The organism is Streptomyces sp. NPDC000348 (assembly GCF_042898795.1).
GTDB lineage: Bacteria > Actinomycetota > Actinomycetes > Streptomycetales > Streptomycetaceae > Streptomyces.
Genome location: NZ_JBIAZD010000015.1, coordinates 147694 through 159995 on the forward strand (window position 1 = coordinate 147694; position 12302 = coordinate 159995).

The following is a 12302-nucleotide window of genomic DNA, read 5'->3' on the forward strand; positions in this document are numbered from 1 at the left end:
CTGTCCTCATTCGGTGGATCGGGACGACGGTGCGGTCCGTGCCAGGTCGTCCGGGTCGTCGTGCCGGAGGAGGCGGCGCGCGGTCGTGGCGTCCGTGACGACTCCGGTGAGCAGTCCGGACCTCAGCGCGGCGCGGACCGCCCCGGTGCCGCGGCCACCGGCCGTGACGCCGATCAGCTCCGCGACACCACGGAGTTCGGCGGCGCTGACGGCGATCGTGCGGGCGTTCAGCTCGGTGGGGAGCACCCGGCCCGCGGCGTCCAGGACATGGCCGGCCATCTCGGCGCACGCTCCCGCCTCCCGGAGCGTTTCCCGCTCCCGCTCGGACAGGGCGTCGTACACCGTGGAGTGCGGGGCGTCCCACTCCGCGACTCCGACGACGGCCTTGGTGACCAGGCCGAACCGGTCCAGCGTCTCGGCGGTGGCGGGCTGGCTGCGCAGCACGGCGGCCGTCACGGCGTCGGGGAGCAGGAACGGGGTGTGCAGCGGGTACGCCCGGCCCCCGCCCGCCGCGGCCGTACGGAGGACCGCGGTGATCGCGGCGTCATGGGCGAGGTCCCGCCCGTGCACCCCGGTCAGCTGGACCACGTCGCAGAGCGGCAGCCGCGTGACCGCCTCGCTGAGCGCGTCCACCGGGTGGCTGCCGTCCAGCCCGAGGACGTCGCCCTCCTCGGCGATCTCCGAGATCAGCCGGGCCGCCGCCGTGCCGAGCCAGCGGTCGGTCTGCCGCTGGTCCGCCGGCGCCGCCGCACCGCCTTCGCCGCGGCCCAGGGTGACGACGATGCCGTGCCGGAGCCCGAACCGTTCGGTCAGCGCCCGCCCGAGCGGGACGTCGATCTCGGCCGGGACGGTGATGTCGATCCGCACGATGTCGTGGGCCACGGCCGCGTCGAGGAGGCGGGCCACCTTGAACCGGCTGATGCCGAGCTCCTTGGCGATCTCCACCTTCGACCGCTGCTCCAGGTAGAAGCGGCGGGCGACGGCGGCGGCGAGGAGTTCGTCGACCGGTGCGGCCGGAGCCGCCGGCCCACCGGGTCCGGCCCCGGCCAGGTCGTGCCTGTGCGTCTTCATCGGTCGGTCCGCTCCGCGGCGAGGAGGAAGTCGTAGAGCTCCCGGGGCGTTCTCTCCCCGCCGTCCCTCCCGACGGCGGTGTTCCACTTCCGGGTCAGCCGCCGGTGCTCCGCCCACGCCTCCCGGTTGCGTTCCAGGTCGCGCCGGTACGTGGCCAGGTCCATCGCGGCGAGGTTCCACGCGTCCGGTCCGCAGACGGTGTCCTGGCGGATCCCCACCGCACCGCGTTCGAGGGTGGTCGGGAAGTTGCTGCACACCAGGGGGCGGTGGGCGTACACGCCGCAGCGGGCCTTTCCCGCGTCGAGCTCCATCAGGAACACGCAGCCGCCGCTCCCCGGTCTGCGCACGAGATAGAGGTCGAGGGTCGGCCCGCCGGGGCGCAGCCGGAAACCCGTGTCGTCCTCGAGCAGGGTGACGAACTCCTCGGGGTGCAGGGACGTCCCGGCCGCGACCCTGCGGACGTCCGCGGCGGTCACGCCGACCTTGTACCTGCGGCAGCAGTCACCCGTGCAGCTCGCGCACCCCGCGACATTGACTCCGCTTCCGTTCACGGCGTCCCCTCCCCGTGCCGTGCCGTCCCCGCCTCGCGGACGGCGTACGCCTCCAGGAGGTAGCGCTGGAAGTCACGGATGCCGGACTCGCCGTCGGAGTCGGGATCCCCGGCCAGCGCGTTCCATCGCTCGACCACCTCGAACCAGTGGTCGCGGTCCGCCGCCCAGTCGCGTCTGGCCTCCGCCAGCAGTTCCTGGTCGAGGTCGTCCTCGGTCCACCGGCGCGTCCCGCCGGAGGGCCGCGCGGGGCGGTTCCCGGCTCCGGCCGGGTCGGCGCCGTCCCCCAGACGCGCGGGGAACGCCCGGCACGACAGGGGGGCGAGCTCGCCGAGTCCGCAGTGGCCGAGCCCGCCCGCGGTGCGCAGGAGGAAGAGGCAGCCCTGCGGGCCGTTCGCCGGCCTGAGGTTCACCCGTCGCCGTCCGCCGTCCGTGACGATCCCGGTCGGATCGTCGGCCGCCGCGGGCGCGGTCTGCGTCAGGTGCCACGGCTCCAGGGCGAGGGCGCGGGAGATGCGGACGATGTCCGCGCCCGTGACGAAGCGGGGCCCGCGGGTGCAGAGCGCCTCCGTTCGGGAGGCATGCCAGTCGGCGCGCTCACCCAGCGCGCCGTCGTTTAACAACACGTCGCTCCATCCACCTACTGCCCGGGCGCCAACACGCACCCTCCATCTGCGTAGTTGAACCGTACAAGATGATTAATACATGACGGGAAAGCGACTTCGAAGTGACACAGGTGGTCGGAGTGACCTCCGAAACCACCACGGCCGGAGCGCGGCCGCCCGAGATGCCGAGGTTCCCCCGCCTTGGGAGGGTCGCCGGTGTCACGGTGGGGAATGAATCATCCGACTCCCCTCCCCACAAGCACTCCAGGGAGCGCGCATGCTGCGTGGCATCGACGTGAGTTCGTACCAGCCGGCCTCGTACGACACCGACGGCCTGTCCTTCGTCTTCATCAAGGCGACGGAGGGCCGTTCGTACACCAACCCCAAGCTCCCGGCCCAGACGGAGCGGGCCCGCGACGCCGGTCTGGTCGTCGGCTTCTACCACTTCCTCTGGCCGGGCGACCTCACGGACCAGGCGGAGCACTTCGTGGGCAGGACCCCGGAGAAGCGGGGCGACATCCTCGCGGTCGACTGGGAGACGACGGGCGAGGGGACGCGGGCGAGCAACGCGGAGAAGGACCGCTTCCTCCGCAAGGTGCGGAGACTGCGGCCGCACCACCGGGTGATCCTCTACACCAACCGGGATTTCTGGCTGAACGTCGATACGACGTCCTACGCGGGCGACGGCCTCTGGATCGCCGACTACGTCACCGCCGGAAAGCCCCGCATCAAGGCGAGGTGGCGTTTCCACCAGTACACCGACGACCCGCTGGACAAGAACGTCGCGGACTTCTCCAGCAGGTCGGCGCTGAGGGAGTGGGCCGAGGACGCCTAACCCCGGAACTCCGGCTTGCGCTCCGGCGACGCCTCGGCGAGGGCCCTGGTGACGACCTCGGTGCCCGCGCGCAGGCCGTAGACGGGGGTGTCGGGCTGCTGGCGCCAGGAGTCGTCGATGCCGCCCGCGTCGACGGTGTCGAAGCCGAGCTCCTCGATCAGGGCCCGGACCTTGCGCTTGGCCGCCTCGTCGTCGCCGGCGACGGGCAGGGCCGGCCGGTCGGGGTCGCCGGCGGGGCGGTGGCGGTCCAGGATGTCCTGGGCGTACGTGCCGTTGAAGGCCTTGATCACGGGGTGGCCGATCTGCCGTTCGGTCCAGCGGCTCTCGGTGATGCCCTCGTCCTCGATGCCCGCGATCCTGCCGTCGCGCTGCCGCGGGTAGTAGTTGCCGGTGTCGATCACGGCCACGCCGTCGGCGGCCTCGTCGAGCAGGCCGGACGGCAGGTCCGGTACGGCCTTCAGCGGGACGGCGACGACGACGATCTCGGCGCCGCGCGCCGCCTCCTCGACCCGTACCGGGGTCGCGCCGGTCTCCTCGGCCAGCTCCGTGAGCGTGTGGGGCCCGCGGGAATTGGCGACGGAGACGTCGTGGCCGAGGGCGGTGAGCCGCCGCGTGAGATTGCCCCCGATGTTGCCCGCGCCGATGATGCCGATCCTCATGTCCGCTCGCCTCGCCCTTCCGGGGATCGATGTCCGCTCCGGTTCCCTCCTGGGAACCGCCATGACCGGCGTCAACCCCCGGACCGGGCTGGCTATTCCGGACCTACTTGCTCAGGTGCACCCAGAACTCGTCGAAGGACAGGACCTTGTCGCCGTTCAGGTCCCGGGACCCGATCACGGCCTCGGCGACCGACTCGGTGACGTTCCAGTCCCCGCCCTGGGCCAGGGCGGCCTTGAACTCGGCAGCGGTGATGAACCCGTCCCCGTCCGTATCGATCCGCTCGAACTGCTTGCGCGCTTCCTCGATGTCCGCCACCGATCCGCCCCTCATCTCGTGCTGTGCCGTCGTACTGACGCAGGCCAGATTATCCGGCCGCCCGGGACTCCAGTGCGGCGACCACCCACCCGAACTCCTCCTCGAAGGAGGACGGCGGCTCCAGGCCGTTCACGATCGCGGAGAGCGCGCGGTAGCGGGCGAGGCGTACGTTCGCCGCCGCCGCGAGGCGTTCCAGTACGGCGGCCGGGTCGGCGTCGCCGATCAGCTCGCGCAGGACGTCCGCGGCGCGGGGCGAGCCGGGGGCGACGCCGTCCTCGATCGCTCCGCCCGCGAGCCGCACGAGCCGGCTCATGAACCACAGGGAGCCGCCGGAGGGGACGTCCGGCCCCCGGTCCGCCGCGTTGAACTCGATCATCCTGCGCATCGTCGCCCGGAACTCCGGGTCCCGGATCAGCTCGGCCAGCTCCACCCAGGCGTCCACCTGCTCGGGGGTGGGGTCCTCGGGCAGGTCGGCCGCGGCGAAGCGCAGACGGCGGCGGATGTCGGGGTCCGCCGTGTCGATGCCGTCGAAGACCTCCGCCATGAAGTCCTCGATGATGCGCCTGCGCCCGGCCGTCGACAGTCGGGCCAGCTTGTTCATGAGCGTCGTCTCCTCCGCGGTCGAGCCGCGTCGTGCCACGGTCGACAGCACCGCGCGGGTCACCCTCAGCGACCGGATCTGCGCGTCCAGTGCGGCCACGTGCGCCGCCGCGACCTGCGCGACCGTCGTCTCGCCGGTCAGCACCCGGCGGACGTCGGCGAGGCCGAGACCCAGCTCGCGCAGGGTGCGGACCAGCTCCAGGCGGGCGACGGAGCCGGCGTCGTAGAGCCGGTACCCGCCCGCCGAACGGGCCGCCGGGGGCAGGGCGCCCTCGTCGGACCAGTAACGGATGGTGCGTACGGGCAGTCCGGTGGCCCGGGCGAGCCCGCCGATGGTGAGAAGTCCGGTGCCGTCGTCGGTCATGTCCGGGAGTCTGGGCCTTCCAGTGGGTGGAGACTCAAGCCACGCGGGCCCCCGGGGCCCCTCAGCGGTCCGTCACGCGGATCTCGAACCAGGTGGTCTTGCCGCGGGGCAGCAGGTCGACGCCCCAGCGGTCGGCGAGCGTGTCGACGAGGAAGAGGCCCCGGCCGCTGGTGTCCGTCTCCTGGACCGGCAGGAGACAGGGCAGTCCGCGGGACGGGTCGCGGACCTCGATCCGGATCCAGCCGCGCCGGCGGCGCATGCGGAGGCCGAAGACCCGCGCGCCGGTGTGCCGTACGGCGTTGCCGACCAGTTCGGAGACGAGCAGGACGGCGTCCTCGGCGGTCCTGGCGGCGAGGCCCCACTCCCGCAGGACGATCACCTGGACGATCCGGCGGGCGGTGGCGGCGGACTCGGGGCGGGACGGCAGCGGAACTTCCGCCTCCGTCGGGTTGCCGTACAACTCCAGCGCCTTCAGGGCGCGTTCGTCCTCTACCGTCGGCGACCAGCGCGACGCGGTCGCACGTCCGTCTCCCCGCGGCTGTTCCATGCCCTCCAGCCCCGCCATGCCCCCATCATGGCCGTCCGGGGATGCCCCGGGGGCCGTTCCGGGGGAACACGCCCCCCGTGGACCCCGGCCCGACAAGGGCCCGTCGGCATGTGCCGATGGCACTTCGGAGTCCTCGAATGCCCGCCCGACCTGGTGAAACGGCTCACGCTCAGGCAATCGACGGGCTCCCTCGACATGAAGGGCTTAAGGGTGCACCAAGGCTCCCATAAACCGCCCCATCGAGGGACCCGGATCAGACATCGTGTCAATTGCAAGGCATCGCACGAGTTTTCACATGAACTTTGCCTTGCCCGGCCCCTCCTCCACGAAGCTGCGCATCCCCCGCTCGCGGTCCTCGGTGGCGAACAGGCCCGCGAACCAGTTCCGTTCGACGGCGAGACCGGTGTCGATGTCCGTCTCGAGACCGGTGTCGATCGACTCCTTCGCCGCGCGCAGCGCGATCGCCGGTCCCTGGGCCAGCTTCGCGGCCCACGCGTGCGCCTGCGCGTAGACCTCCCCGGCGGGCACCACCCGGTCCACCAGGCCGAGCGCCAGCGCCTCGTCGGCCCGCACCTGGCGTCCCGTGAAGATCAGGTCCTTGGCCTTGGAGGGGCCGATCAGCCGGGACAGCCGCTGGGTGCCGCCCGCGCCCGGGATCAGGCCGAGCAGGATCTCGGGCTGGCCCAGCTTGGCGTTCTCCCCGGCGATGCGGTAGTCGGCGCAGAGCGCCAGCTCGCACCCGCCGCCGAGCGCGTAGCCGGTGACGGCGGCCACGACCGGCTTGGGGATGCGGGCCACGGCCGTGAAGGAGTCCTGGAGGGCGCGGGCGCGCAGGACCATGGCCGCGTGGTCCATGGCCTGCATCTCCTTGATGTCCGCGCCCGCCGCGAACACCTTCTCGCCGCCGTGGATCACCACGGCACGCACGTCCTCGCGCCGCGCGGCCTCCTCGGCGAGCTCCTTCAACCGGTCCTGCGTGGCGATGTCCAGCGCGTTCATGGGCGGCCGGTCCAGCCGCAGCGTGCCGACGCCTTCGGAGACTTCGAGATGTACGGTCATGCCCGCAGGTTAGCGGTCGTTCACACCCGGGGGTACCGCGGGCCGCCCGGCCGACCTCCACCGGGCCGCAGTGGGCCTTGCGCCACCACGCACGGTCTCGTCCTCGATTCCGTCACGGTGATTCGACGGCGCGCGTGAAGCGGTGTGATCACCCTGATCCAGCGGCAGAACCCGAACAGCGGATCGGAGCCCTTCACACGGACTCCAGGATCACCTCCCACCAGGCATACTCCTCCGGGATCGGCCTGGTGGCGGCCCGGGATGGCCACTTTCCGGCGGTGCGGCAGCGGGATAGGAACCCTGAGCCCTGGTTCTACTCCACCTCGATGCCGAAATCCTGAACAAGCTCCTCCAGGCCGCCCGTGTAACCCCTGCCGCCCAGGACGAAGTCCCAGTCCCCGTTCGACCTGCGACGGAAGGAGCCGAGCACCAACGCGGTTTCGCCTGACCGGCCGTCGGAGACCTCCAGTTGTCCCAGCTCGGCCAGCCTCGGGTCGAGCAGGCGGATGCACGCGTCCGTGAAGCCCGAGAGGTCGGCGTCCGGGTTGACCTCCGGGTCGATGGCGGCCACGAGTACGAAGCGGTCGGCCTCGTCCGGCAGCGCGTCGAAGGAGACACAGATCGCGGCTTTGTCGGGTGCGGTGGCGGGAAGGGCGCGCACGGAGCCGTCCGGTGTCTGTGGGTTGTTGAAGAAGACGAAGTGATCGTCGCTGAGGACGTGGTTGCCGTGGCAGACGAGAGCGCACACGTCCAGGGCGACGCTTCCGGTCCACGACATGCCCAGGACGTTGTAGTCGTCGGGCAGGCGAGTGTCCGGGACCGTCGGCGTCGGCTGCGCAGCGGATTGACGGACACCGTCGCCCAGGCGTCCACGGAGCCCATGCCGATGCAACAGGTCGACGAGTTCGGGTCCCGAGATCAGTTCCAGCGGCTTGCCGTTGGCGAAGGTGTGTGAGCCAGGGCCGAACCGTGACGTCGTCACGAGGACGCCCTTGTTGGCGCCGGCGTCCTGTACGGTCCCGTACAAGTCACGTACAGCGGTGGGCGGCACGGTGTTGCGGTAGCGCTTCACCTGCACGACGATTTTGCCGCCTCGGATGGGCGTCGGATCGAGTGCGTCGACGTCCACCCCGCCGTCGCTCGAGCGTTGGGTGGTGACGGCCTGCATTCCCATGGCCCGGAAGAGATCGGCAACCAGGTTCTCGAAGGCGATCGGATCCATCTCGTACAGGTCGGGTTCCTCGTCACTTCCGTGCGTGACGACACGGTTCCCGACCTCCTGCGGCCGGCGGCTCGGCCGTACCGGAGTGAGTTGGTCGGGACGAGCCGAGAGCTGCCCGCGCAGTGCGTCGGCCAGGCAACTGCAGGCGTCCACCTGCGCCAAGTGCAGATCGCGGAACGTCGAGCGCGGAACCATGACGGTCGCCAGGTAGATGTGACCCGGTCGGCCCGTCGTAGGGTCGTGCCCATCCACGAATCCGTTCAAGGTCACTGACTCGAGCGCACCCGGTTCATCCGCGGCGAAGAGTTCGTGCAGGACGAGCAACATGCACTGTGCGAGGACCTCCCGGTAAAGAGCCCGACGCTGGTTTACCGGCCGGGGACTCTCCTTGTACTGGTCCGCCGCGTACATGTACCGAACGGATTTGGCCTCAGGGGCGATGCTGTAAGCGGGCAGCTCCCAATCCAGCACCAACTGTCCGGCTGCCGAGTCGTAGGCCGCCGCCACCTGGCGTGGGAAACCCTCCGGCCACGCGGTCGACGCGTAGAGGGCAGCGGAGAAGTACTCGACCACAGCGTCGGGATCGCGGCGTCTCACTCCCTCGGTCAGCTCGACGATGTTGGCGTTGTGCCGCCGCACCTCGGCCAGCTGGGCATCAGCCCACTGCTGGTACTCCCGCTGGTACGCCGCCAACTGTTGCTGCCGTTGCGCCTCGGCCGCCTGGGCCGCGTGCCAGTCCCGCTCGAAGCGCGCCCGGGCTTCGGCCTGCGCCTGTGCTCGGCGACCGGCAGTCCATCCGCTCTGCGCTTGGTAGTGATCGAAGTTCGGCATGGTCACGGGCTGCGCCAGTGGCCCCGGGGCGAACGGCTGGACCTCTTCAGGACGCATGAGGGAGGAGGCGCGGAAAGCCGGAGCCCGGCAACCCGAGGCGAGGAGACCTTGCAGCGACGCAACCTGTGCGTCCAGTTCTTCCGTACGACGTAGCGCCTCTGCCTGCATGTACTCGCGGTGGCTCTGGGCGGCTCGCCGCTGGTAGGCACGCGCTTGCTGCGCTTCTTGTCTCCGTCGCCTGGCGTCGGCCTCCACCTGGCGCTGCTGCTGCCTCTGCATCTCAGCCCAGACGCCGACCAAGCCCTGAGAACGACGACTCATATGCTGCATGCCCTCCCCGTGGCAATCCGGTTGTCCCCACAACCATGTGTAACGGGGCGACTCTATCCAGCGAGGACGATCTCGCATATCCGCTCAGCAAAAGGGACCTGCTCAGTCGTCTCCGTGGATGATGTACCGCTGCGGGTGGGACACCAAGGAAGGCCGGCAGAGTGTCCTCGCGGCCGAGATCACCCGAGAAGGCTTCGAGTGAGCACTGTGACACGCTTGCCCGTCTCCTACGAGTATGGACTCCACGGTGACCGCGCCACGTGGAAGCGCCAGCCGAAGTGGACTCCTGCCCGGGTGCAGGGGGACCCGAACACGACCTGTACCTTCAGCCGCTCACTGCACGCAGACCCGTGTCAGCGCAGGGCTTCAATGACGCGTCGGCGCAGCACCTCGTCCTCGATGGTGTCGGCGTACCGCCATGCGGCGGCCGTGACCTCCTCGGTCTGCAGCTCGACGGCTTCGGCCGAGGTACGGAAGACGAACCGGAAGTCGACATGCCGGTGGGCCGGCTCGCCCTTGCCGGGGTTGGCGGGGATGGGATGAACATCGATGTGCACAAACGGGATGAGTTGCATCTGATGCAACATTCCGTCCGGTGGTGAGGATGTCATTCTGGCTGCTCCAGCGCGTCGATGGAACGGGGGGCGGCTGAGTCCGCATGACCTTGACCTGGGGCGCCGTGTATTGATTCAACAATGTTGCGCCTGATACAACAGCGGCGTGAGTGCGACAGCGCCGGGTTCGGCCTCCCTTGTCCTCGCCCGGAACGTGGCCCATCTGGACCCGGCGGCCGCGGTGTTCAAGGCCATGCTCGATGGGTGGGCGAGGCAGCAGTCGGCTCGCTTCCTGAAGAGTTCGACGATCGATCCGCGGCGGCGGCTGATCGAGCGGTTCGAGGAGTTCACCGGGCTCTACCCGTGGCAATGGACGCCAGCGGAGGGCGAGGCATTCATCGCAGACTTGCGCAGCGGCCAGACGCCGATCCAGATGTCGACCGCCCGCGGCTACGAAGTCATCATCAGCCTCTTCGTCGAGTACCTGAGGGACAGTCGCTACGACTGGCTCAAGGTCTGCGAAGAGCGGTTCGGCGAGGTGCCTCAAGAGGTCTTCCACGAAGGTAACTCGGTGATGCACACGGTCGAGTACGAGGGAGACCCTCGGCGCCGGCCGCTGACCTACGACGAGCTCCAGGCCCTGTTCGACGCCGCTGACGCCCTGCCGTCCAAGATCCGCGGACAGGGACGCAAGGGCGCCCTGACAGCGATGCGGGACGCGGCCGTCATCAAGACCGTCTACGCCTTCGGCATACGGCGAACCGAAGCGTCGCGTCTGGACCTCGTGGACATGCGGCGCAACAGACAAGCGCCGGACTTCGGGAACTTCGGTTCCATGATGGTGCGCTTCGGCAAGTCGTCGAAAGGTGCTCCGCCGAAGCGGCGCATGGTCCTGACCGTCCCGGAGATGGACTGGGTGGTCGAGGTCCTCAAGCACTGGCAGACCGAGATACGCCCGCGCCTGGTCCCGGGACGCCACCCGGCGCTGTGGGTCACCGAACGTTCGGGGCGCCTGTCGCCTCGGTCGATCAACTCCGCCTTCACCGCCGCACGCGAGGCGGCCGGGCTGGATCCCGATCTGGACCTGCACTGCCTTCGCCACAGCTACATCACCCATCTCACCGAGTTCGGATATCCGGCACGATTCGTCCAAGAGCAGGTCGGGCACTCTCACGCATCCACGACGGCGATCTATATGGGAGTGTCGAACGAGTACCGCAACAACCTGCTGGAGGCGGCGTTGAAGAACCGACTAGGCGACGTCTGGGACGTGACCGCGTGATCAAGAAGATGGGATACCACTGGCAGCTGCGTCAGCTGATGGCCGAACGCGGCATGTTCCAGACCACCGACCTGGTTCCCCTGCTCGCCGAACGCGGCATCCAGCTCTCGCGCGAACAGGTCTACCGCCTGGTCACTCAAGCCCCGCAGCGCATGAGCATGGACACCCTGGTAGCCCTCTGCGACATCCTCGACTGCACACCCAACGACCTCATCAAGCCCGAAGTCGTCAACGTTCAGGTCCGCAAGACCGCTGGTGGTGACTCCGACGTCGCCCCGCCCACGCAACCGCGCCGGACGGTCGTCCGCCGCCCGGGCACGTGAGCGCCCCAGTGAGCCGGCCCAGCCGGGCCAACGCTCGGGTGCGTCGCAGCCGAGCCGAACTGGCAGGCTACAGAGCCGACTTGGTACGCCACGTCCAGGCCGTTGCCGGATCACAACTCACCTTCAGCGACGCTCAGCGCATCCTGGAAGCAGCCAACGCCTGGGAGCCTCGGCCCGCCCGAGCTCTGGTCGCCCACCTGGCCGAACACCCTGACGCGCTCACCGCACCGATATCTCACAGCCCGGCAGCTCTTCCCAGGCTCCTGCTGGAACTGGCCGCGGCAGGCTTCGCCGTCACCAGGCTCGCCTGCGCACGCTGCGGACGCACCGATGACCCGTTGCCTCGCAACTCGCCTGTCGGGCGTCTCTGCAACTGGTGCGTCGAACGTGACCGCCTTCAGCAGTGCACCCGATGCGAACGTCAAACGCACATCCACAGCCGTACGGCAGACGGCCCGGTCTGCCGCTCCTGCTTCCAGAAGGACCCCGCCAACCACCGTCAGTGCGACCGCTGCCAGCGACTTCGCCCCACCAGCCGACGCCCGGACGGCACGAACCTCTGTTCCTCCTGCAGCCCCCGCCCCAAACGCTCCTGCATCCACTGCGGCACCGTCGCCCGCGCCAGCACCATCACAGACGCCGGCCCGATCTGCCCCCGCTGCTACGAACGGCCGACGCGACCATGCGGCATCTGCGGACAGACCACCACCATCAAGATCCGCGCCACGGACACGAGCCCCGACATTTGCGAGCCGTGCTCGCGCCACCACATCGCGACATGTGAGGCGTGCGGCCATCAACGCCGAGGCGCTGTTCGCAGAGGCGGCACCTTCCTCTGCCACAGCTGCCAGCCACGGACGCCAAGGACCTGCGCTGACTGCGGCAAGTCCAAGCCTGTGACCGCGACCTACCCGGTCGGCGCCCTCTGCAGCACCTGCTACCACCACCGCCGACGCAACCCCCGAACCTGCGTCGAATGCGGCAACACCCGTATAGCCGCGGGACGCACCTCGGAGGGCGGGGACCTCTGCGGCCCCTGCAGCGGACGCCCTGACCTGCACACGACCTGCAGACAATGTGACTACCCCGGAGACATCTACGCCAACGGCCGATGCACCCGTTGTGCTATCACCGACCGAGTCACCCACCTTCTCGC

At 69.8% G+C, this 12302-nt stretch carries 14 protein-coding genes; 4 read left to right on the plus strand and 10 right to left on the minus strand.

The window, feature by feature from the left end:
* Nucleotides 1–6: 6 nt before the first annotated feature.
* Genes ACFY3N_RS26670 through ACFY3N_RS26680 form a run of 3 tightly spaced genes read right to left on the minus strand, consistent with a single transcriptional unit; the run spans nt 7 to nt 2245 of the window.
* Entirely contained in the window at nt 7–1071 is a 1065-nt protein-coding gene (locus ACFY3N_RS26670) for a sugar-binding transcriptional regulator (protein ID WP_390819267.1), read from the minus strand.
* Complete coding sequence (locus ACFY3N_RS26675) at nt 1068–1622, minus strand: YkgJ family cysteine cluster protein (protein WP_390819268.1); 555 nt, start codon at nt 1620–1622, stop codon at nt 1068–1070. Before ACFY3N_RS26675 ends, ACFY3N_RS26670 begins: the two co-directional genes overlap by 4 nt.
* A complete protein-coding gene (locus ACFY3N_RS26680; protein WP_390819269.1) occupies nt 1619–2245 on the minus strand; it encodes a hypothetical protein in 627 nt (208 codons plus the stop codon). The genes ACFY3N_RS26675 and ACFY3N_RS26680 overlap by 4 nt, the downstream gene beginning before the upstream one ends.
* Nucleotides 2246–2501: 256 nt before the next feature.
* Here ACFY3N_RS26680 and ACFY3N_RS26685 point away from each other — a divergent pair, with 256 nt between their 5' ends.
* Nucleotides 2502–3059, plus strand: coding sequence for a glycoside hydrolase family 25 protein (locus tag ACFY3N_RS26685; protein ID WP_390819270.1), 558 nt, complete (start codon nt 2502–2504; stop codon nt 3057–3059).
* Here the strand turns inward: ACFY3N_RS26685 and ACFY3N_RS26690 are convergent.
* The 6 genes from ACFY3N_RS26690 to ACFY3N_RS26715 all read right to left on the minus strand — a co-directional run bounded on the left by ACFY3N_RS26690 (nt 3056) and on the right by ACFY3N_RS26715 (nt 8978).
* Entirely contained in the window at nt 3056–3781 is a 726-nt protein-coding gene (locus tag ACFY3N_RS26690; protein ID WP_390819271.1) for an NADPH-dependent F420 reductase, read from the minus strand. The two genes, ACFY3N_RS26685 and ACFY3N_RS26690, sit on opposite strands and share 4 nt — an antisense overlap.
* Nucleotides 3782–3821: 40 nt before the next feature.
* Nucleotides 3822–4034, minus strand: a complete 213-nt coding sequence (locus ACFY3N_RS26695; RefSeq protein ID WP_390819272.1) for an EF-hand domain-containing protein — start codon at nt 4032–4034, stop codon at nt 3822–3824.
* A 49-nt stretch (nt 4035–4083) separates the two neighbouring features.
* The gene (locus ACFY3N_RS26700) at nt 4084–4998 is read right to left on the minus strand and encodes a MerR family transcriptional regulator (protein ID WP_390819273.1); all 915 of its coding nucleotides are present in this window, start codon (nt 4996–4998) and stop codon (nt 4084–4086) included.
* A 61-nt stretch (nt 4999–5059) separates the two neighbouring features.
* Nucleotides 5060–5668, minus strand: coding sequence for an ATP-binding protein (locus ACFY3N_RS26705; protein WP_390819274.1), 609 nt, complete (start codon nt 5666–5668; stop codon nt 5060–5062).
* A gap of 168 nt (nt 5669–5836) precedes the next feature.
* Nucleotides 5837–6604, minus strand: coding sequence for an enoyl-CoA hydratase/isomerase family protein (locus tag ACFY3N_RS26710; RefSeq protein WP_390819275.1), 768 nt, complete (start codon nt 6602–6604; stop codon nt 5837–5839).
* A gap of 313 nt (nt 6605–6917) precedes the next feature.
* Nucleotides 6918–8978 (minus strand): restriction endonuclease, encoded by a 2061-nt coding sequence (locus tag ACFY3N_RS26715; protein ID WP_390819301.1) that lies wholly within the window; start codon nt 8976–8978, stop codon nt 6918–6920.
* A 130-nt stretch (nt 8979–9108) separates the two neighbouring features.
* On the opposite strand from ACFY3N_RS26715, the gene ACFY3N_RS26720 reads away from it, so the two are divergent.
* Complete coding sequence (locus tag ACFY3N_RS26720; protein WP_390819302.1) at nt 9109–9189, plus strand: hypothetical protein; 81 nt, start codon at nt 9109–9111, stop codon at nt 9187–9189.
* A gap of 151 nt (nt 9190–9340) precedes the next feature.
* Here the strand turns inward: ACFY3N_RS26720 and ACFY3N_RS26725 are convergent, their stop codons facing one another.
* Nucleotides 9341–9562 carry a hypothetical protein gene (locus ACFY3N_RS26725; RefSeq protein ID WP_390819276.1) on the minus strand — a complete coding sequence of 74 codons (222 nt, stop codon included), beginning with the start codon at nt 9560–9562 and terminating at the stop codon, nt 9341–9343.
* 232 nt (nt 9563–9794) lie between these two features.
* Here ACFY3N_RS26725 and ACFY3N_RS26730 point away from each other — a divergent pair, with 232 nt between their 5' ends.
* Together ACFY3N_RS26730 and ACFY3N_RS26735 are read left to right on the plus strand one after the other, a co-directional pair.
* Nucleotides 9795–10823 carry a tyrosine-type recombinase/integrase gene (locus ACFY3N_RS26730; RefSeq protein WP_390819303.1) on the plus strand — a complete coding sequence of 343 codons (1029 nt, stop codon included), beginning with the start codon at nt 9795–9797 and terminating at the stop codon, nt 10821–10823.
* Nucleotides 10820–11146, plus strand: coding sequence for a helix-turn-helix transcriptional regulator (locus ACFY3N_RS26735; RefSeq protein WP_302000680.1), 327 nt, complete (start codon nt 10820–10822; stop codon nt 11144–11146). The genes ACFY3N_RS26730 and ACFY3N_RS26735 overlap by 4 nt, the downstream gene beginning before the upstream one ends.
* Nucleotides 11147–12302 lie beyond the last annotated feature (1156 nt).